Here is a 19,211-nt window from a genome sequence, read left to right as displayed (position 1 = left end):
AACCCGCCGTTCCATCAACAGCAGGTGGTGGGCGACTTCCTTGCCTGGCGCATGTTCCAGCAGGCGCGTGAGGCATTGGTGGTCGGCGGTGCGTTGTATATCGTCGGTAATCGCCACTTGGGCTATCACAGCAAGCTGGCGCGCCTGTTCCGGGGAGTTGAACAGGTGGCCGCGACACCGAAGTTCGTGATCCTCAAAGCCCGCAAGTGAAGCGGGGGCTGCTCAGTGCAGCCCCACGGCCCTCAATGCGTGGTCAGCCCCGCCGCGCTCATGAACAGCCGCATCACATAGGCCGCCACGCCCAGGGCGGCCACGCTCAAAGCCCAGATCAGCAACAACCAGCCCAGGCGTTGCCACAGGGGTTTCTTCTCTTCAAGGCCATGTTTGCCAGCCATGATGGGCCTCCTAGTGATAGCCGTCTTCGTGGGTGACCTTGCCGCGGAACACGTAATAGCTCCAGAAGGTATACCCCAGGATGAATGGCAGGATGAACAATGTGCCGACCAGCATGAAGCCCTGGCTCTGTGGCGGCGCAGCTGCATCCCAGATCGAGATCGACGGCGGGATGATATACGGCCAGAGGCTGATGCCCAGGCCGCTGTAGCCAAGGAAGATCAGCACCAACGTCAGCAGGAACGGGGTGTAGTTGGCACTGCGCGCCACTGCCTTGAACAAACCGTAGAACGTTACCAGCACGAGAAGCGGTACCGGCATGAACCAGATCAGGTTGGGCATACTGAACCAGCGATCGGCAATCTGTGGGTAAGCGATCGGCGTCCACAGGCTGACGATGCCGATCACCACCAGCAACACCAGGGCCAGCGGCCGGCCGAGCTTGTGCATCTGCGCTTGCAGAGGCCCCTCGGTCTTCATGATCAGCCAGGTGCACCCGAGCAAAGTGTATGCGACGATCAGGCCCAGGCCACTGAACAGGCTGAACGGGGTCAGCCAGTCGAGCGTGCCGCCGGCGTAATGCCGGTCCACTACCTTGAAGCCCTCGATGAATGCCCCCAGCGCGACCCCCTGGAAGAAAGTCGCCACCAGTGAACCGCCGATGAACGCCTTGTCCCAGATGTGGCGCTTGTCATCCTTGGCCTTGAAACGGAACTCGAAGGCCACTCCGCGGAAAATCAGGCCGATCAGCATGAGGATCAGCGGCAGATAAAGCGCTTCGAGCACCACCGAATAGGCCATCGGGAAGGCCCCGAACAAACCGGCGCCGCCCAGGACCAGCCAGGTTTCGTTACCGTCCCATACGGGGGCGACGGTGTTCATCATCACATCCCGGTCCTGCTCAGCCTTGACGAACGGGAAGAGCATGCCGATGCCCAGATCGAACCCGTCCATCACCACGTACATCATGACACCGAAGATGATGATCACGGCCCAGATCAGCGGAAGGTCGATACCCATGGCTCAGTTCTCCTTGCTCAGGCTGGGGGCAGTGGCCTTGCGGCCTTCATCGGCGGCGGAAAGCGGCCGTGCCGGCGTGCGTTTCTGGCCGGGACCGCCAGGGGTGTGCTCGTCGCCCTCGCCCGTTTTCGGCCCTTTGCGCACAAGGCGCATCATGTAGCCCAGGCCAGTGCCGAACAGCGCGAAGTACACCACCACGAATGCAATCAGGGTAAAGCCCAGCTGGGCGTAGCTATGGTTGGAGACACCCTCCGAGGTACGCATCAGGCCGTACACCACCCACGGCTGGCGGCCGATCTCGGTGGTGAACCAGCCGGCAAGAATGGCGATCAGGCCCGATGGGCCCATCCACAGTGTCAGGTACAGGAACGGGCGTGAAGTGTAGAGGGTGCCGCGTTTGCGCAGCCAGAGGCTCCACAGGCCAACGAAGATCATCAGGAAACCAAGCCCGACCATGACCCGGAACGACCAGAAGACAATGGTCGAATTGGGACGGTCCTCGGGCGGGAACTCCTTCATCGCCGGCACTTGCTTATCCAGGCTGTGGGTAAGGATCAGGCTACCGAGCGCCGGGATTTCGACCTTGAAGCGGGTGGTTTCGGCTTCCATGTCCGGGATGCCGAACAGGATCAGCGGGGTTGGCTCACCGGGAACGTTCTCCCAGTGGCCTTCGATTGCGGCAATTTTCACCGGCTGATGCTTGAGGGTGTTAAGCCCGTGGAAATCACCGATCACAGCCTGGATGGGGGCGACGATCAGCGCCATCCACATGGCCATCGACAGCATCTTGCGCACCGCCGGGTTATCGCGCCCGCGCAGCAGGTGCCAGGCCGCCGAGGCGCCAACGAAGAAGGCGGTGGCAACGAACGCGGCGGTGGCCATGTGCATCAGGCGGTAGGGGAACGACGGGTTGAAGATGATCGCCAGCCAGTCCACCGGGACGACCCGACCGTCGATGATCTCGTGGCCTTGCGGGGTCTGCATCCAGCTGTTGGACGCCAGGATCCAGAAGGTCGACACCAGCGTACCCAATGCCACCATCACGGTGGAGAAGAAGTGCAGGCCGCGGCCCACGCGGTTCCAGCCAAACAGCATGACGCCGAGGAAGCCCGCCTCGAGGAAGAACGCGGTAAGCACCTCATAAGTGAGCAGGGGGCCCGTGACAGCGCCGGCGAAGTCGGAAAAACGACTCCAGTTGGTACCGAACTGGTAGGCCATGACCAGGCCGGAAACCACCCCCATACCGAAGTTGACGGCGAAGATCTTCGACCAGAAGTGGTAAAGGTCACGATAGACCTGCTCATGGGTCCTCAGCCAAAGGCCTTCGAGAACCGCCAGGTAACTCGCAAGGCCAATGGTGATGGCCGGGAACAGGATGTGGAACGACACGGTAAAGGCAAACTGAATTCGGGCGAGCTCGAGGGCTTCTATTCCGAACATGGTGCTTCCTCTTCAGGTAATCCGGCTTCCGGGCTCGTGGCCCGTCGCCCACTGCCCCCGCGTTAGTGTCGAGTGCGGCACGTTGGAATTGTTCTGTTCGATCGCAGGGATTTCGGCCCACTGGCCAAATCGTTGTTTCTGGAACGATTGATCCAGATCAACGATTGATAGCAAGCATAGTCCCGAATGGCCCGGCAGGCGGTGCGGTTGTTTGCCGCGTGACCGGTTGCCCCACCCCCTTCCAGAGCCGAAGAAACCGTGTCGACAACGGCAAACAGTAACCGTTTGTTACAAACAGATGATAATCTGCCGCCCCCCTCTACTGCGCCGAGGCCACAGGTTTCCGATGTCCGATTCCGCACCGCAGTTGTTGCGCCATCACCGCCCTTTCATTGCCTTTTGGCTGGCCCGGGTGTTCACCGCCAGCGGTTTTCAGATGCTTACCGTTGCCATTGGCTGGCACCTCTACCAATTGACCGGCAATGTGCTCGACCTGGGCCTGGTTGGCCTCGTCGAATTCGCGCCGCGGGTGCTGTTCATGCTGCACACCGGCCACGTCGCCGACCGCTATGACCGGCGCAAGGTCGCGGCCCTGTGCCAGACGCTGCAGGGGTTGATCGCCCTGGTGCTGGCCTTGGGCAGCGCCACCGACAACGTCAGCCGCGAACTGATCTTCGCCCTCGCCTTCCTGCTCGGAGCCACCCGCTCGTTCGAAATGCCCGCCACCCAGGCGCTGCTGCCCAATGTGGTGCCGCCCGGGCTGTTTCCTCGGGCCGTAGCGGCCTCAGCCTCGGCCACCCAGGCGGCGACCATCGTCGCCCCGGCCGTGGGCGGGCTCCTGTATGCCTTCGGCAGTACCTGGGTGTATGGCCCGACCGTGGCCCTGTATGCCATTGCCTGCCTGCTTATGCTGACCCTGGATTCGCGCCAGCAAGTGCCGCAACGCGGTCGCGCCAGCCTGGAGTCGCTACTGGCAGGCGTGCGTTTCATCCGTAGCCGGCCAGACATTCTCGGGGCGATTTCCCTCGACCTGTTCGCCGTGCTGCTGGGTGGCGCCACCGCGCTGCTACCAGTGTTCGCCAAGGACATCCTGCTCACCGGCCCGTGGGGCCTGGGCCTGTTGCGGTCGGCGCCAGCGGTGGGCGCGCTGTTGATGTCGTTCTGGCTGGCGCGCTTCCCGGTGGAGCGCAAGGTCGGCCGCACCATGTTCACCGCAGTCGGGGTGTTCGGCGTGGCCACCATCGCCTTTGGCCTGTCGACCTCATTCTGGTTCTCGCTGGCGGTACTGGTAGTGCTGGGTGCAGCAGACATGATCAGCATGGTGATACGCGGTGCGTTCGTGCAACTGGAGACGCCGGATGAGATGCGGGGCCGGGTAAGCGCGGTCAACGGCCTGTTCATCGGTGCCTCCAATCAGCTCGGTGAATTCGAATCGGGGGTCACGGCGCACTGGTTCGGCACGGTGCCGGCGGTGGTGCTGGGGGGCGTCGGCACCTTGGTGGTGACCGGAGTGTGGATAAAGTTGTTCCCGACACTGGCCACGCGGGATCGGTTGCACAATGGTTGACGGGGGCCTGAACGGCCATAGGCCCCTGCCAGTCATGCTGGTATGATGCGCGGCTTTTTTCCTCCCCACGCAAAACCACGGCAGCCGTTACGGTCTGTGCTTTGCTGATGGGGTCGATACATTCACGGCGCCGGGGGCGCCTCGGGGAGCGGGCATGCTGGAAAGGCTGTTTCAACTAAGAGCACACAACACCAACGTGCGCACCGAGATTCTTGCGGGCGTCACCACCTTCCTGGCCATGGCCTACATCCTGTTCGTCAACCCGAGCATTCTTGGCGAAACCGGCATGGACAAGGGCGCGATCTTCGTCGCCACCTGCCTGGCTGCCGCCATCGGCTCGGCGACCATGGGCCTGATCGCCAACTACCCCATCGCCTTGGCGCCGGGCATGGGCTTGAACGCGTTCTTCACCTACACCGTGGTCCTGCACATGGGGCACACCTGGCAGGTCGCGTTGGGCGCGGTGTTCCTCTCGGCGGTGATGTTCTTCCTGCTGTCGATCTTCCGCATCCGCGAGTGGATCGTAAACAGCATCCCGCTGCCGCTGCGCTCGGCCATTGCCGCGGGCATTGGCCTGTTTCTGGCGCTCATCGCCCTGCATAACGCCGGCATCGTCGTCGATAACCCGGCCACCCTGGTGGGCATGGGCGACCTCAAGCAGCCGTCGGTGATCCTTGCCACGCTGGGCTTCTTCCTGATCGTGGGCCTTGAAGCGCTCAAGGTGCGCGGCGCGGTGCTGATCGGTATTCTCGCCGTGACGGTCGCTGCGATCGCCATGGGCGTCACGCCGTTCGGCGGTATCGTGTCGATGCCCCCTTCGCTGGCACCGACCTTCCTGCAGCTGGACATCGCCGGGGCACTCGACGTAGGCCTGGTCAGCGTGATCTTCGCTTTCCTGTTCGTCGACCTGTTCGACAACTCCGGCACCCTGATCGCCGTGGCCAAGCGCGCCGGCCTGATGGGCAAGGACGGCCACATGCCGAAGATGGGCCGTGCCCTGATCGCCGACAGCACTGCGGCCATGGCCGGTTCGCTGCTGGGCACCTCGACCACCACCAGCTACATCGAGTCGGCGGCAGGCGTGAGCGCCGGTGGCCGCACCGGCCTGACCGCCATCGTGGTGGCCGTGCTGTTCCTGCTGGCGCTGTTCTTCGCCCCGCTGGCCGGTAGCGTACCGGCCTTTGCCACCGCACCGGCGCTGCTGTTCGTCGCCGTGCTGATGGCTTCGGGCCTGGCGGAAATAAACTGGGACGACGTGACCGAGGCCGCACCGGTGGTGGTCACCGCCCTGGCCATGCCGCTGACCTACTCGATCGCCAACGGCATCGCCTTCGGCTTCATCTGCTGGACCGCCGTCAAGCTGATTTCCGGCCGCCGCCGCGACCTGAACCCGGCACTGGTGATCCTTTCCATCCTGTTCGTCATCAAGCTGGGCTGGTTCAACGCATGAGTGCTGCCTTCGACCCTAGCGCCTACGACGCGCAACTGCAGGCCAAGGTTACCCGCCTGCGCGAGCTGCTGGCCCCCTTCGGCGCGCCGCAGCCCGCTGTGTTCGACTCACCGCGCGAGCATTACCGCTTGCGTGCCGAGTTCCGCCTGTGGCGCGAGGATGGCCAGCGCCACTATGCGATGTTCGCCCCGGGCGAGAAGCACAAGGCCATCCTGATCGACGATTTCCCCATCGCCAGCGAGCGCATCAACGCATTGATGCCGCGCCTCAAGGCTGCCTGGCAGGCCAGTGAAGAACTGAGCAATCGGCTGTTCCAGGTGGAGTTCCTCACCACCCTTGCCGGCGATGCGATGGTCACGATGTGCTACCACCGCCCGCTGGACGAGGCCTGGGAAGTGGCAGCACGGCAACTGGCCGAAGAACTGGGCGTGAGCCTGATCGGCCGCTCCAAGGGCAAGCGGCTGGTCATCGGCCGTGATTACGCCGTGGAAAAACTTGACGTGGCTGGCCGGGTGTTCAGCTATCGCCAGCCGGAAGGCGCATTCACCCAGCCCAACGGCGCGGTGAACCAGAAGATGCTGAGCTGGGCGTACGACGCCATCGGCGAGCGCGATGACGACCTGCTGGAACTGTACTGCGGTAACGGCAATTTCACCCTGCCGCTGGCCACCCGCGTACGCCAGGTGCTGGCCACCGAGATCAGCAAGACCTCGGTCAACGCCGCCCTGAGCAACCTCGAAGAGAACGCGGTGGATAACGTGCGCTTGGTGCGCCTGTCAGCGGAAGAGCTGACCCAGGCGCTGAACGAGGTTCGTCCGTTCCGCCGGCTGGAAGGGATCGACCTGAAGAGTTATGCGTTCGGGACCGTGTTCGTCGACCCACCACGTGCGGGGATGGACCCGGATACTTGCGAGCTGACACGGCGTTTTGAACGGATTCTGTATATCTCGTGCAATCCAGAAACGCTGGCGGCCAACATCGAGCAGTTGCAGGACACGCACCGCATCGAACGCTGTGCGTTGTTTGACCAGTTCCCGTATACCCACCACATGGAAAGTGGGGTATTGCTGGTTCGGCGCTGATTGACGGAAATTGGGGCTGCTTTGCAGCCCCAATACACTCAGAAGTCGAAGAAGACCGTCTCCCCTTCCCCCTGAACACGGATATCGAAACGGTAGGCCGTCTTGCCATCCACCTCGCAACGCTTGGCAATCAAGGTTTCACGGCGCTGCGGCTGCTCGATCAGGTTGAGCACCGGGCACTTGGCGTTCGCTTCGGCCTCATCATCGAAATACAGCCGCGTGTGCAAGTGGATGTTGATGCCGCGAGCAAACAGGCTGATGTTGATGTGCGGGGCCATCGGCACACCGGCAGCGTTGTTCACCACACCGGGCTTGACGGTCTGCACGGTCCACTCACCGGCATCGAAGGTGGTGGCGGTGCGACCGAAGCTGTTGAAGGCGTTTTCCAGGTTGTAGTCATCCTGGTACTGGCCATTGGCATCGGCCTGCCAGAGTTCCAGGAATGAATCGCGCACCAGGTGGCCGTTGCCGTCATACACCTGGCCGATCAGCAGGATGTGTTCGCCCGGTGCCTGCGGCTTAGCCAGACGGTTCCAGATTTCCTGATCACGGGTAGGGTTACCGGCCGCTTCCAGGGCCAGGCCGATGTGCACGTAGGGGCCGGCGGTCTGCGAGGGGGTTTCCGGCAGCAGTTCGATTGGCATGGCGGGGTCCTCAGCAGTTTTCGAAGTGGGTTTTGCGCTGGCCGCGCAGCACGATGTCGAAGCGGTACGCCAGGCAATCCATGGGGTTGGCGTTGCTCATGTCGAGCTTGGCGATCAGTTGCTGCACCGCTTCAGGGTTGGCGATCGACTTGACGATCGGGCACATCGGGATCAGCGGGTCGCCCTCGAAGTACAGCTGGGTGATCAGCTTGGTGGCGATCGACGGGCCGCTGACAGCGACGTGGATGTGCGCCGGGCGCCAGTCGTTCGGGCCGTTGCGCCATGGGTATGGGCCGGGCTTGATGGTGCGGAAGCTGTAGTAGCCTTCACTGTCGGTCAGGCAGCGGCCGACACCACCGAAATTCGGGTCCAGCGGGGCCAGGTAGCGGTCGTTCTTGTGGCGGTAACGGCCGCCGGCGTTGGCCTGCCAGATCTCTACCAAGGTATTGGGCACTGGCTTGCCGTACTGGTCGACGACACGGCCAGCAACGATGATGCGCTCACCAATCGGCAGGCCGCCGTTGTTGAAGTTCAGCAGCAGGTCATGGTCGTGGGCGCCGAAGCCCAGGTGGGTGAAGTCCGGGCCGGTGGTTTCGCTGATCGACTGCGGGATGCTGACCAATGCCTGGCGCGGCGAGCGGGCAATGGAAGTCTTGTAGTCGGGGGTCAGGGCCTTGGGGTGCCAGTTGCGATCACGGATCACGAAGCGGCTGTTGTCCTGGGCGGGCATGCCGTTTTCCTCTCTTGGAGTTATCAAAGCGCCTGTGGTTCGCAGGCGGACTTGCAGTTTCGGATAGGTCGCCCCAGATGAATATTGAATTCCGCCGACCGTTACTTAACCAAATGGTTATGCATTAGTACCTTTGGCTGGCGTGAACTAACCTTTGTCTTCATGTTTCAGGCTCTGGAGTGCACTTCATGGAATGGCGAAAAGGCCGTCGTAGCGACAATGTGGTCGATGCCCGTGGCCAAGGCGGCGGCGGTGGTGGCATGCGCTTTGGCGGCGGCAAGGGCCTGGGGCTCGGGGCCATCTTGCTGATCGTCGGCATCGGTTGGCTCACTGGCCAGGACCCGCTGCAGATCCTCGGCCAGCTCACTGGCCAGATGGAGCAGCAGCAAGCCCCAAGCGGTGCGGGCAACAAGGCCCCAGCGGCCAACGACGAGCAGGCCCAGTTCGTCGCCTCGATCCTGGGCGACACCGAAGACACCTGGAAGGCTCTGTTCTCGCAGGCTGGCAAGCAGTATCGCGACCCTAAGCTGGTGCTGTTCAGCGGCCAGGTGAATTCCGCCTGCGGCTTCGCTTCAGCGGCGGTGGGGCCGTTCTACTGCCCGGCCGACCAGCGGGTGTACCTGGACATGTCGTTCTTCCGTGAAATGGAAACCCGCTTCGCCGCCGCAGGCGACTTCGCCCAGGCCTACGTGATCGCCCACGAGATCGGCCACCACGTGCAAACCTTGCTTGGCGTGTCGGCCAAGGTCGATGCCGCGCGCCGTGCAGGCCAGCGCCTGGAGGGTGACAATGGCTTGCTGGTGCGCCAGGAATTGCAGGCCGACTGCCTGGCCGGGGTATGGGCTTACCAGGCGCAGCAACGCCTGAACTGGCTGGAGCCAGGGGATGTCGAGGAAGCGCTCAATGCTGCCAATGCCATCGGTGATGACCGACTGCAGCAAAAGGGCCAGGGGCGCGTGGTACCTGACTCCTTTACCCATGGCACCTCGGCGCAGCGGGTGCGTTGGTTCAAGGCCGGGTTTGCCCAGGGCGATGTGAACAGCTGCGACACGTTCAGTGCGCGAAGCCTTTGAAATTTCAAGGGGTCCCTGCGCGCGGCAAGCCCGCTGCCGCGCGTGGTGTTGCAATTGAGCTGAAAAAGCGTTTCAGCTTCCCCGCCATTTGCCGATAACCCCTGCACGATTCAGCGGGCATCCAGAACAACAACGCCTCGCGATCGAAAATTGATCAAGTGAGCGAAATCATTTCTGGAGAGCGTGCATGAACAGCTGGTTTGCCAACATCAGCGTCAACCTCAAACTCGGCCTGGGCTTCGGCCTGGTGCTGGTCCTCACCGGCCTGCTGGCCCTGACCGGCTGGAACAGCCTGGGCAGCCTCATCGACCGCAGCAACTGGATGGGCGATATCGGCAAGCTCAACAAAGACCTGACCGACCTGCGCGTGGCGCGCCTGCAGTACATGATCGCCAATGGCGACGATGCTGCCGCAGCCAACACCCAGGCCAAGCTGGATGCCTTCAGCAAACAGCAAGAATACCTGGTCAGTACTTTCAAGAGCCCGGAAAACGTCAAGCTGCTCAAAGAACTGGGCCAGACCATCAGCGAGTACGAGGTTTCGCTGAACAAGATGCGTGCCGGCTACAAAGGCTCGCTGGCTGCACGTGACGCGATGAATGTATCGGCTGCCAAGGCCGACGCGGCCATGGATCTGCTCGGCGAGGAAGTCATGGGCCGCCCCGAAGCCGATAGCGTGCGCTTGTCGCAATACCAACTGATCAGCAAGGCGCGCCAGCAACTGCTGCAAGTGCGAGTGGATGTGCGCGGTTATATCGCCGACAACTCTGCGGCCAACGAACAGGCCGCCCTGCGCCAGCTGGAGTCGGCACTTGCCGAGATCGACAACCTGAAGCGTCAGCTGCCTGCCGAAGCCACGCGCGTGCAGCAGTTGGAGCAATCGATACAGGCCTACCGCGAGGCCGTGCGCCAGTTCCGCGATGCAGTCGCCGACATCACCACCGCCCGTGCAGAGATGACCGTGCAGGGCGGCGATATCGTCAAGCGCAGCGACGCGCTGTACAAGATCCAGATCGACCGCCGCGACGCCGAGAGCGCCCAGGCGCGCAGCCTGCAGACCATCGCCACGTTGCTGGCCCTGCTGGTCGGTGTACTGGCGGCGGTGCTGATCACCCGCCAGATCACCCGCCCGCTGCATGACACGCTGCAAGCGGTGGAGCGCATCGCTGGTGGCGACCTCACCCACGACCTGCGGGTTACCCGTCGCGACGAAATCGGCGTGCTGCAGCAGGGCATCGCCCGCATGGGCACCACCCTGCGCGAGCTCATCACCGGCATCCGCGACGGTGTCACGCAGATCGCCAGCGCCGCTGAGGAACTGTCGGCGGTCACCGAGCAGACCAGCGCTGGCGCAAACAGCCAGAAGGTCGAAACCGACCAGGTCGCTACCGCCATGCACGAAATGGCCGCGACCGTTCAGGAAGTGGCGCGCAATGCCGAGCAGGCTTCGCACGCAGCGACCGGCGCCGATGACGAAGCACGCGCAGGTGATCGCGTGGTCGGTGAAGCGATCAGCCAGATCGAACGCCTGGCCGAGGAAGTGCACCGCTCCACCGAAGCCATGAACCTGCTGCAGCAGGAAAGCCAGAAAATCGGCAGTGTCATGGATGTGATCAAGTCGGTAGCCGAACAGACCAACCTGCTGGCGCTCAACGCTGCCATCGAAGCCGCCCGTGCCGGTGAGGCTGGCCGTGGCTTTGCCGTGGTCGCCGACGAGGTACGTGGTTTGGCCCAGCGTACGCAGAAATCCACCGAAGAGATCGAAGAATTGGTGGCTGGCCTGCAACATGGCACCCAGCAAGTGGCCAACGCCATGCAAGGCAGCCGCACCCTGACCGACAGCAGTGTCGAACTGGCGCGCAAAGCCGGCACTTCGCTGGAAAACATCACCAGCACGGTGTCGAGCATCCAGTCGATGAACCAGCAGATTGCCGCGGCAGCCGAGCAGCAGAGCGCGGTGGCTGAGGAGATCAGCCGCAGCATCCTGAATGTGCGCGATGTGTCGGAGCAGACCGCAGCGGCCAGTGATGAGACCGCGGCGTCCAGTGTCGAGCTGGCGCGCCTGGGTGGGCACCTGCAGACGCTGGTCAGCCAGTTCCGCGTCTGACCTCGTACTTTAGGGCCGCTTTGCGGCCCATTGTCGGCAAGCCGGCTCCATCAGGGATACGCAAGGCTCGAGGCTGCGCGATACCAGTAGGAGCCGGCTTGCCGGTGATGATGGTAGAGCTGACAGCCGATTATTTAACGACCATCCCCACCCCGCGCCCACGCGGATCCGAAGCCGTCTCAAGCTTCGCCCCGTTCACCCGGATCGCCTGGATATCCCCCATCTCCCAGCCCTGATCCTCCAGCACGTAACCCATCTTCTTCAGGTCGTCGGCTACCGGCCCGCTCAGCGGTGCGTAGCTGTCGAAGTAGATGGTGTCCTTGGGCAACAACTGGTGGTGCACACGTTGCGCCGCCACGGCCTTGTCCAGGGGCATACCGTAGTCGTACAGGTTGTTCATTACCTGGAAGATCGAAGTGAAGATCCGCGAGCCGCCGGGCGTACCGATCACCAGTGCAACCTTGCCATCGCGGGTCATCAGGCTCGGGCTCATGGACGACAGCATGCGCTTGCCCGGCTCGATAGCGTTGGCATCACCGCCCACTACACCAAAGGCATTGGCTGCGCCCGGCTTGGCACTGAAGTCGTCCATTTCGTCGTTGAGCAAAAAGCCCGCGCCCTTGACCACCACACCACTGCCGTAGTCGAGGTTGAGGGTGTAGGTATTGCTGACCGCGTTACCCTGTTTGTCGACGATCGAGAAGTGCGTGGTCTGGTGCGGCTCCAGGCCCGGTTTGACATCGTCGGTCGCGGAAATGGCCTTCGGGTTGACCTGCGCGGCGCGCTTGGCCAGGTAATCCTTGGCGATCAGCTGGTCGACCGGCACCTTGGTGAAGGCCGGGTCGCCCAGGTAGTCGGCGCGGTCGGCGAACACGCGCTTCTCGATCTCGGCCAGCAGGTGAATGTATTGCGCCGAATTATGCGCCACGCCTTTGAAATCAGCCGCACGGTCTTCCTTGATGCCCAGCAACTGGGCCAGCGCAACGCCGCCCGAGCTTGGCGGTGGCGCGGTGTAGACCACGTTGCCGCGCCAGCTCAGGGCCATGGGCTCACGCCAGACGGCCTTGTAGTCCTTGAGGTCTTCTTTGGTGATCAGGCCTTTGTCAGCCTGCATCTGCGCCACCAGCAGGTCGGCGGTCTTGCCCTGGTAGAACTCGCTCACGCCCTTGTCGGCAATACGTTCGAGGGTCTGGGCCATCTCTGGCTGCTTGAACAACTCGCCCACCTTCATGGTGCCGAAATAGTCGTTGAAGTTGGTCGCGGTCTTGAACAGGCCCTGCGCGTCATTGCGATACTGGTACTGCTTTTCGGCAACCTTGAAGCCGTTTTTCGCATAGCCGATGGCGGGGGTCAGCAGCTCGCTCCAGGGCAGCTTGCCGAATTTCTCGTGCGCTTCCCACAGGCCCATCACCGTGCCGGGCACGCCGGCTGCGCGCACGCCGACCAGGCTGAGGTTCTCGATCACCTCGCCTTTTTCGTCCAGGTACATGTTGCGGGTCGCGGCCTTGGGCGCCACTTCCCGGTAGTCGAGGAAATACGGCTTGCCGTCGACGAACAGGGTCATGAAACCGCCGCCACCGATGTTGCCGGCCTCAGGGTAGGTCACCGCCAGAGTGAAGGCGGTGGCCACTGCTGCATCCACCGCGTTGCCACCTTTTTTCAGGATGTCGGCGGCTACCTGTGCGCCATATTGATCGGGCGCGGCCACCGCGCCACCCTCCAGGGTTACCGCATAGGCCGACGAACAGCTCAAGATCGCGGCGCCGAGGGCCATGGACTGGAACAGGACAATACGCATGACACTTCCTTGGTGTTGTTTTTGTTGATCACTCAGTAAGGCCGAAGCGTCTCGACTGTGCAATCACATGTAGGAAGTTTCGCCGCCCTTGGACAGGATTTGTCGCGTTCAGGCAACTCAGCAGGCGTACATCGCCAGTTTGCGCTGGATGAAGTCGAGGAAGCACTGGATGCGCAGGGCCAGTTGCGTGTTGCGGTAGTAAACAGCGTGGATCGGCTGGCGGTAGCCGTTGTTGGCCTCGCTCAGAATGACCTGCAGGCGGCCGGCGCGGATGTCCTCGTGGGTCATGAAGTGCGACAGGCTGACGATACCCTCCCCCGCCAGCGCCAACTGGCGCAGGGTCTCGCCGCTGGAGGCGATCAGCGCCGGGCGGATCGCCCAGCGGTCCCCTTGGGCATGGCGCAGCGGCCACTGGTTGAGTGACTCGGGCTGGCTGAAACCGAGCAGGCAGTGATGGTTCAGGTCTTCGACATGCTGCGGTGTACCGTGCCGCTCAAGGTACGCCGGACTTGCCAGTACCTGCACCGGGCTGCACCCCAGCGAACGCGCGTGCAGGCTGGAGTCGGCCAGCTCACCGATGCGGATCGCCACGTCGGTGCTCTGCTCGAGCAGGTCGATGATCAGGTCATCGGTGTTCAGTTCCAACTCGATGTCGGGGTACTGGCTGCGAAATTCACCGATCCACGGCAAGATCGCGTGCAGCATGAACGGCGCTGCGGCGTTGATGCGCAGGCGCCCGGAAGGCGTCTGGTGGTTCATCGACAGGCGCTCTTCCATGTCATTCATCTGCTCGAGCACCAACCGTGAGCGTTCCAGGAAGAAGCGCCCTTCTTCGGTCAGGTCCATGCGCCGGGTGGTGCGATTGACCAGCGTAGTGCCCAGCTTTGCCTCCAGGCGCGACAATGTGCGGCTGACCGCCGAAGGGGTCTGCCCCAGTTGCTCGGCGGCAGCGGAAATCGAACCGCAGTCGATAACGGCGACGAATACCTGGAGTTCTTCGGATCGGGTTTTCACAGGATTGGCCTGACAATGATATGCCGTGATTGATAGCGGCTGATCGGCCTCTATGCAAGGGGGCGCGAAGCGGCCCTATTGAAAGGCACTTACTGAGCCATGCCGAACACTTTATTCAGATGCGCCTCATAAGCTGCCAATGCAGCCGGCACATCCGGGCGCTTCATCACATCGACTGCCAGATAGGTCGGCAGGCCGGTCATGCCAAGAAACTCATTGGCCTTGTGGAACGGGAAATACACTGCATCCACCCCTTTGCCCTCAAAGAAATCGCTCGGGTCGTCGAAGGCCTGCTGCGGTGCGTTCCAGGTCAGCGACAGCATGTACTGCTTGCCCTGCACCAGACCGCCGCTGCCGTACTTCTGCGAAGCATCCGAGCGAGTCCGGCCGTCGTTGGCGTAGAGGCTGCCGTGGCCTGCTGTGAAGACTTCGTCGATGTATTTCTTCACGGTCCAGGGTGCGCCCATCCACCAGCCCGGCATCTGGTAGATCACCACATCGGCCCAGAGGAACTTCGCCACCTCTGCCTGCACGTCGTAGCCCGCGTCGATGAAGGTTTGCTGCACGTCGAAACCGGCTCGGTCGAGATGAGCAAGGGCGGCGTCGTGCAAGGTCTGGTTAAGGCGACCTTCGGAATGGGCGAATTGTTTACCGCCATTGAGCAGGAGAATCTTTTTCATGCTGACCTCAAGTCAAGAATCAATGGCCGGCAGATTAGCGATTCAGGGTCACGGGATACAGAGTGAGCGGGGCAAAATACAATTGACCATAAGTCACGAATACGAAGCTTATTATTGCCTTAGAATCGCTTCACCCTCCACCAACGAGTTGTGATCAATGAGCGAGCAATACGCCTTCATTCTCAAGGCAAAGACCCGTCCGGAAATGGCCGACGCCTTCGATACCCTGTTCCGTGCTTACGTTGAACCGAGCCGCAATGAGCCTGGCTGCATCGAATACCACATGCTGCGCGACAAGGAAGACCCGAGCCTGTTCGTATTCTTTGAGGTGTGGGCCAACAAAGCAGCGCTGGACGTGCATTCGGCCCTGCCGCATATGGTCGAGTTCTTCGAAAAACGTATGGACTACCTGGAGCGCGACTTCGATATCCAGCTGATCGAAATGCTCAGTGCGTCCTCCGCTAGCCGTTGATCAGCAGATGGCCGCCCAGCGCGGCCAGGCCGATGAAGAAGCACCGTTTGAACAGCTCGGCGCTGATGCGCTGCCGCAACCACTGGCCAGCCAGCATGCCCAGCAGCGCGGGCGCCAGCATCAGCAATGAAGCGCCCAGTGCCTGGCTGCCCAGGGCGTCTTGCCCGGCCAGCCCCAAGGCCAGCGCCACGGTCGAGACGGTGAACGACAGGCCCAATGCCTGGATCATTTCGTCGCGGCTCAGGCCAAGGCTCTGCAAGTAGGGCACTGCGGGCATCACGAACACACCCGTGGCGGCAGTCACGATGCCGGTCACCACCCCGCACACTGGTCCCAGCCACCCTTCCCTGCCCGGCGCCAGCCGCAGGCCAGGCCCGATCAAGCCATACACCGCATACACCAGCAGCGCCGCGCCCAACGCGTGCGCCGCCCATGGGCCACTGTTGATCCCCAGCCAGGCACTGCCGACCAGCGTGCCGATGAAGATCATGGCGAGCATCGGCCCAAGACGCCGCAGCAACGCCGACAGATGGCCGCCCGCCGCCAGTTGCCAGAGATTGGTGATGGTCGATGGCACGATCAGCAAGGCGGCAGCCTGCGCCGGAGGCATAGCCAGGCCCAAAAGCCCCATCGCAATGGTCGGCAGGCCCAGGCCGATCACGCCTTTTACCGCGCCAGCTAGCACGAAAGTCACGATTACCAGCAGGGACAAGGCCGGCCCGATATGTTGATAGAAAGCGATCAGGTTATTCATGACCACCATCATGGCGTGCACCGCAGTGGCTGAAAATCTGCCATATACTCACCCTGACTCTCGCCAGGACAGAGGCTGATGCATTTCGACCTGATTGATCTCACGCTGTTCCGGCACACCCTGGAGTGCGGCAACATCACCGCCGGGGCCCGCAGCAGCCACCTGTCGCTGCCTGCTGCCAGTGCGCGAATCCGCGCCATGGAAGCCTCACTCGGTACTGCGTTGCTGGAACGCAACCGCCGCGGTGTGCAACCGACCCCGGCTGGCCAGGCGCTGCTTCAGCATGCGCGGTTGATCGGCCAGCAGGTCGAACGCCTGCAGTTCGACCTGGGCCAGTACGCTCAGGGGCAGCAGGGCCAGGTACGCCTGCTGTGCAACACGGCGGCGCTGACCGAATACCTGCCGGAGCTGCTGGCCGGGTATCTGGCCGACAACCCTGGCGTGAGCGTCGACGTGCAGGAAATGCCGAGCCTGAGGATCGTGCAGTCGATCACCCAAGGCATGGCCGACCTGGGCATCATCTCCACCGCTGCGCCCAGCACGCACCTACAAACCCTGCCGTTCCGAGACGACCCGCTAGCGCTGATCACACCGCTGGCTCACCCCCTCAGCTTGGAGCCTGCCCCAAGCTTCATCGACAGCCTTGCCCACGGGCATGTCGGGCTCGGTGCGAACAGCGCCCTGGCGTTGTATCTGGAGGAACAGGCCCTGCGCGAAGGTAGGCGCATGCGCGTACGGGTGCGCGCCGAAGGCTTTGACGGGGTGATCCGCATGGTTGCGGGTGGCGCCGGGGTTGGCGTGGTGCCGCTGGCGGCCGTGAAGCGCTGGGAAGGCCTGTTGCCGCTGCACTGGGTGGCGCTGCGCGAGGATTGGGCGAATCGCCGCTTGCGGCTGTGCGCACGGGATTTTGCGGCGTTGCCGGGCTATGCGGCCGGGTTGGTCGAGCGGCTGGCAAAGGCCTGAACGCTCATCCCCACACGCATGCGCATAGCGCAGTCAGGCACCTGAGCGTCGAGCCCAGGCAACTGCGGCTCGGCCAATGGCCCTATGGTGTCGAGTCATTCAGCCAGTCACCAGGAGTTGTGCCATGTCCGATTTCATTACCGTCCTGCGCGAAACCTGCCCGACGCCGGTCGTGGACGCCACCAAGTGGAAGCGCATCGGTGGCGATCCACACACTGTCAACCTCAATGCCTACCTGTCGGCCGACGGCAGCAAGATCATGGGCACCTGGATCTGCACACCGGGCAAGTTCGAGGTCAACTACGAGAAGTGGGAGTTCTGCCACTTCCTCGATGGCTATTGCATCATCACCCCGGAAGGTGAAGAGCCCAAGCACCTGAAGGCGGGTGATGTGTTCGTGATCGAACCTGGGATGAAAGGGACTTGGGAAGTGGTTGAGACGGTACGCAAGTATTTCGTTTTCGCCTGATTTGTAACTCCAGCCCGGCCCCGGCCCTGTGGGCAACTCGAAATCTCCCACAGGGCCACAGTTAAATCCTCTGACATAAATTCTCAGCCTACCTTCGAGCTTTGTAGTCCTTTTCTGAATCGCATCGCTGCCTCCCATAACGTATTGCGCTCGTTTTTTTGCAGGCCTAGGCTGCACTCATGTGCCCATATCACCGGGCAGCATTACCCAGTAAAAATAATTGCCAGGGAGAGGTAAGCATGGCTTTTGATGCATACATTCAGATCGACACCATTCCAGGTGAAGCACTGGACGAGAAATACAAAAAATGGATTGAAGTAATTGGTTACGATTTTGGCGTCAGCCAAAGCACATCCGCCACTGCGAGCTCCGCTGGGGGCGCTACATCTGGGCGCACCACCGTGACCAACTTCACTTTCAGGAAATATCTCGACAGTGCCAGTTGCAAACTGATGGAGGCCAGTTGTACCGGCCAACACTTAAAGGAAGTGAAACTGGCGCTCTGTCGCGCCGGAGGCGATAAACTGAAATATTACGAAATCATTCTTGAAGAAGTGATTATCGCCGAATATTCGCAGTGCGTTGACACGGGCGTACCGCTGGAAGTGGTGCAGCTCAATTACGGCCGCATCAAGACCACCTACACTCAGCAGCGGCGCCTTGATGGCGCCGGCGGCGGCAATGTCGCTGGAGGTTGGGACCGTATCGGTAACAAAAAGTACGCGTGAGGGCAGCACCATGTCAGAAGCCCGTGCGTTTCTCAATTTTAAGTTGCAAAACTATCACCGGCTAAAAACGGACCTTGGATTAACCGGTCATTCGCTGGCAAAGTTCGATGTACTCAACGCACATATTGCCGATACAGTGGTCCGTAGCGGTGAACTGATGATCATCGGCGACCCCACGACCGCCTCCTGTACCAGCCAGGAAGCCTGGTTGATGAGGCAGGCCGCAGTTGTGCACATGGGGCTGATGCGCAACGGCCAGGGTGTGGATAATTTTTTCATAGATAATTTCGAGACCTTGAAGAGCCTCATCGCGCATGCATCCACGGGCGCTGGCGTGGTCAGTGAAGGGTGGAGCAAGCACCTCAAAGCTATCGAGGCTACCTTGATGGATATCGAGAAGCTGCATCAGCAGCATCTCGGGTCAGGGGCCATGGCGGCTCGCGATCAGTTCTATGCGAAGCGTTCAGCCTTGTTCATGAAGTTGGATGAGCAGTTGAACAAGCTGGCTGCTTACGGTTCAGGCCTAAGGAACAAAAGCTCGATCAAAAGGACGCTGGGAATATCCACAAAGAGTTACTTACATACAGGTGAGATTGCAGGTTATGCCAATAAGGTCGCAGGTGTAGCCAAAGCATCCAACCTAATAAAAAAAGGCGCCTACATTGGTGTAGCTCTAGAAGTCGCAGGAACAGGACTGGAGATTCACAAGGCGTGTACACTTGGGCGTGAAGATGATTGTAAAAGAGCGAAGTATGTTGAAGGAGGTGGCGGTCTCAGTGACCAAGTGCAACACCCGAGGTAAGGTGCTGCATGACTACTCACTACAC

The 19,211-nt window shown here is 61.7% G+C and carries 19 protein-coding genes and 1 pseudogene; 11 read left to right on the top strand and 9 right to left on the bottom strand.

Translation table 11 applies throughout. From position 1 onward, the window contains the following. Positions 1-210 (top strand): methyltransferase (locus tag BLX42_RS15780; protein ID WP_161872133.1); only part of this gene is annotated, 210 nt, incomplete at its 5' end. 32 nt (positions 211-242) lie between these two features. Here BLX42_RS15780 and BLX42_RS15775 read toward each other — a convergent pair. Genes BLX42_RS15775 through BLX42_RS15765 form a run of 3 tightly spaced genes read right to left on the bottom strand, consistent with a single transcriptional unit; the run spans position 243 to position 2,853 of the window. After that, positions 243-398: a DUF2474 domain-containing protein gene (locus tag BLX42_RS15775; protein ID WP_080765861.1), complete on the bottom strand. Its 156-nt coding sequence runs from the start codon at positions 396-398 to the stop codon at positions 243-245. A gap of 7 nt (positions 399-405) precedes the next feature. After that, complete coding sequence (gene cydB / locus BLX42_RS15770; RefSeq protein WP_012312717.1) at positions 406-1,413, bottom strand: cytochrome d ubiquinol oxidase subunit II; 1,008 nt, start codon at positions 1,411-1,413, stop codon at positions 406-408. 3 nt (positions 1,414-1,416) lie between these two features. Then, positions 1,417-2,853, bottom strand: a complete 1,437-nt coding sequence (locus BLX42_RS15765) for a cytochrome ubiquinol oxidase subunit I (RefSeq protein ID WP_046784713.1) — start codon at positions 2,851-2,853, stop codon at positions 1,417-1,419. 346 nt (positions 2,854-3,199) lie between these two features. On the opposite strand from BLX42_RS15765, the gene BLX42_RS15760 reads away from it, so the two are divergent. The 3 genes from BLX42_RS15760 (at position 3,200) to trmA (ending at position 6,952) form a co-directional block, all read left to right on the top strand. Beyond that, positions 3,200-4,420, top strand: coding sequence for an MFS transporter (locus BLX42_RS15760; protein ID WP_125923832.1), 1,221 nt, complete (start codon positions 3,200-3,202; stop codon positions 4,418-4,420). Between the two features lie 154 nt (positions 4,421-4,574). Next, positions 4,575-5,870: an NCS2 family permease gene (locus BLX42_RS15755; protein WP_046784711.1), complete on the top strand. Its 1,296-nt coding sequence runs from the start codon at positions 4,575-4,577 to the stop codon at positions 5,868-5,870. Next, positions 5,867-6,952 (top strand): tRNA (uridine(54)-C5)-methyltransferase TrmA, encoded by a 1,086-nt coding sequence (trmA, locus tag BLX42_RS15750; RefSeq protein ID WP_125923831.1) that lies wholly within the window; start codon positions 5,867-5,869, stop codon positions 6,950-6,952. Before BLX42_RS15755 ends, trmA begins: the two co-directional genes overlap by 4 nt. A gap of 38 nt (positions 6,953-6,990) precedes the next feature. On the opposite strand, the gene pcaG is transcribed toward trmA, so the two are convergent. After that, complete coding sequence (gene pcaG / locus BLX42_RS15745) at positions 6,991-7,596, bottom strand: protocatechuate 3,4-dioxygenase subunit alpha (protein ID WP_046784709.1); 606 nt, start codon at positions 7,594-7,596, stop codon at positions 6,991-6,993. 10 nt (positions 7,597-7,606) lie between these two features. After that, positions 7,607-8,326, bottom strand: coding sequence for a protocatechuate 3,4-dioxygenase subunit beta (gene pcaH / locus BLX42_RS15740; protein WP_046784708.1), 720 nt, complete (start codon positions 8,324-8,326; stop codon positions 7,607-7,609). A gap of 188 nt (positions 8,327-8,514) precedes the next feature. On the opposite strand from pcaH, the gene BLX42_RS15735 reads away from it, so the two are divergent. Both BLX42_RS15735 and BLX42_RS15730 read left to right on the top strand, forming a co-directional pair. Beyond that, positions 8,515-9,399 carry a neutral zinc metallopeptidase gene (locus BLX42_RS15735; RefSeq protein WP_046784707.1) on the top strand — a complete coding sequence of 295 codons (885 nt, stop codon included), beginning with the start codon at positions 8,515-8,517 and terminating at the stop codon, positions 9,397-9,399. Between the two features lie 187 nt (positions 9,400-9,586). Further along, the gene (locus tag BLX42_RS15730) at positions 9,587-11,506 is read left to right on the top strand and encodes a methyl-accepting chemotaxis protein (RefSeq protein WP_161872132.1); all 1,920 of its coding nucleotides are present in this window, start codon (positions 9,587-9,589) and stop codon (positions 11,504-11,506) included. Between the two features lie 130 nt (positions 11,507-11,636). On the opposite strand, the gene ggt is transcribed toward BLX42_RS15730, so the two are convergent. From ggt to BLX42_RS15715, 3 genes are all read right to left on the bottom strand, one after another. Next, entirely contained in the window at positions 11,637-13,304 is a 1,668-nt protein-coding gene (gene ggt / locus BLX42_RS15725; protein WP_046784705.1) for a gamma-glutamyltransferase, read from the bottom strand. A 117-nt stretch (positions 13,305-13,421) separates the two neighbouring features. Further along, positions 13,422-14,318, bottom strand: a complete 897-nt coding sequence (locus tag BLX42_RS15720; protein WP_161872131.1) for a LysR family transcriptional regulator — start codon at positions 14,316-14,318, stop codon at positions 13,422-13,424. Positions 14,319-14,407: 89 nt separating this feature from the next. Further along, a complete protein-coding gene (locus BLX42_RS15715; protein ID WP_046784703.1) occupies positions 14,408-14,998 on the bottom strand; it encodes an NAD(P)H-dependent oxidoreductase in 591 nt (196 codons plus the stop codon). Between the two features lie 157 nt (positions 14,999-15,155). Here BLX42_RS15715 and BLX42_RS15710 point away from each other — a divergent pair, with 157 nt between their 5' ends. Further along, positions 15,156-15,470 (top strand): putative quinol monooxygenase, encoded by a 315-nt coding sequence (locus BLX42_RS15710; protein WP_046784702.1) that lies wholly within the window; start codon positions 15,156-15,158, stop codon positions 15,468-15,470. Here the strand turns inward: BLX42_RS15710 and BLX42_RS15705 are convergent. Then, the gene (locus BLX42_RS15705; RefSeq protein WP_046784701.1) at positions 15,460-16,224 is read right to left on the bottom strand and encodes a sulfite exporter TauE/SafE family protein; all 765 of its coding nucleotides are present in this window, start codon (positions 16,222-16,224) and stop codon (positions 15,460-15,462) included. The two genes, BLX42_RS15710 and BLX42_RS15705, sit on opposite strands and share 11 nt — an antisense overlap. Before the next feature lie 78 nt (positions 16,225-16,302). Between BLX42_RS15705 and BLX42_RS15700 the strand changes: the two genes are divergently transcribed. From BLX42_RS15700 to BLX42_RS15685, 4 genes and pseudogenes are all read left to right on the top strand, one after another. Then, positions 16,303-17,187: a LysR family transcriptional regulator gene (locus tag BLX42_RS15700; RefSeq protein ID WP_161872130.1), complete on the top strand. Its 885-nt coding sequence runs from the start codon at positions 16,303-16,305 to the stop codon at positions 17,185-17,187. Positions 17,188-17,311: 124 nt separating this feature from the next. Continuing rightward, positions 17,312-17,656, top strand: coding sequence for a cupin domain-containing protein (locus BLX42_RS15695; RefSeq protein WP_003258412.1), 345 nt, complete (start codon positions 17,312-17,314; stop codon positions 17,654-17,656). A gap of 239 nt (positions 17,657-17,895) precedes the next feature. Continuing rightward, positions 17,896-18,384 carry a type VI secretion system tube protein Hcp gene (locus tag BLX42_RS15690; RefSeq protein ID WP_012312700.1) on the top strand — a complete coding sequence of 163 codons (489 nt, stop codon included), beginning with the start codon at positions 17,896-17,898 and terminating at the stop codon, positions 18,382-18,384. A 10-nt stretch (positions 18,385-18,394) separates the two neighbouring features. Next, positions 18,395-19,159, top strand: a pseudogene (locus BLX42_RS15685) (hypothetical protein); the annotation flags it as partial. Positions 19,160-19,211: the final 52 nt, after the last annotated feature.

It is taken from the genome of Pseudomonas sp. SG-MS2 (genome assembly GCF_009933855.1).
Lineage (GTDB): Bacteria > Pseudomonadota > Gammaproteobacteria > Pseudomonadales > Pseudomonadaceae > Aquipseudomonas > Aquipseudomonas putida_E.
The sequence above is the reverse complement of the archived record's forward strand: the minus strand, read 5'-3'. Positions and strand labels throughout refer to the sequence as shown.

Bases quoted from the DNA above. Each gene is read 5' to 3' on its own strand.
- cydB (WP_012312717.1), bottom strand. From the start codon at position 1,413: ATGGGTATCGACCTTCCGCTGATCTGGGCCGTGATCATCATCTTCGGT.
- BLX42_RS15765 (WP_046784713.1), bottom strand. From the start codon at position 2,853: ATGTTCGGAATAGAAGCCCTCGAGCTCGCCCGAATTCAGTTTGCCTTT.
- BLX42_RS15760 (WP_125923832.1), top strand. From the start codon at position 3,200: ATGTCCGATTCCGCACCGCAGTTGTTGCGCCATCACCGCCCTTTCATT.
- BLX42_RS15755 (WP_046784711.1), top strand. From the start codon at position 4,575: ATGCTGGAAAGGCTGTTTCAACTAAGAGCACACAACACCAACGTGCGC.
- trmA (WP_125923831.1), top strand. From the start codon at position 5,867: ATGAGTGCTGCCTTCGACCCTAGCGCCTACGACGCGCAACTGCAGGCC.
- pcaG (WP_046784709.1), bottom strand. From the start codon at position 7,596: ATGCCAATCGAACTGCTGCCGGAAACCCCCTCGCAGACCGCCGGCCCC.
- pcaH (WP_046784708.1), bottom strand. From the start codon at position 8,326: ATGCCCGCCCAGGACAACAGCCGCTTCGTGATCCGTGATCGCAACTGG.
- BLX42_RS15735 (WP_046784707.1), top strand. From the start codon at position 8,515: ATGGAATGGCGAAAAGGCCGTCGTAGCGACAATGTGGTCGATGCCCGT.
- BLX42_RS15730 (WP_161872132.1), top strand. From the start codon at position 9,587: ATGAACAGCTGGTTTGCCAACATCAGCGTCAACCTCAAACTCGGCCTG.
- ggt (WP_046784705.1), bottom strand. From the start codon at position 13,304: ATGCGTATTGTCCTGTTCCAGTCCATGGCCCTCGGCGCCGCGATCTTG.
- BLX42_RS15715 (WP_046784703.1), bottom strand. From the start codon at position 14,998: ATGAAAAAGATTCTCCTGCTCAATGGCGGTAAACAATTCGCCCATTCC.
- BLX42_RS15710 (WP_046784702.1), top strand. From the start codon at position 15,156: ATGAGCGAGCAATACGCCTTCATTCTCAAGGCAAAGACCCGTCCGGAA.
- BLX42_RS15705 (WP_046784701.1), bottom strand. From the start codon at position 16,224: ATGAATAACCTGATCGCTTTCTATCAACATATCGGGCCGGCCTTGTCC.
- BLX42_RS15700 (WP_161872130.1), top strand. From the start codon at position 16,303: ATGCATTTCGACCTGATTGATCTCACGCTGTTCCGGCACACCCTGGAG.
- BLX42_RS15695 (WP_003258412.1), top strand. From the start codon at position 17,312: ATGTCCGATTTCATTACCGTCCTGCGCGAAACCTGCCCGACGCCGGTC.
- BLX42_RS15690 (WP_012312700.1), top strand. From the start codon at position 17,896: ATGGCTTTTGATGCATACATTCAGATCGACACCATTCCAGGTGAAGCA.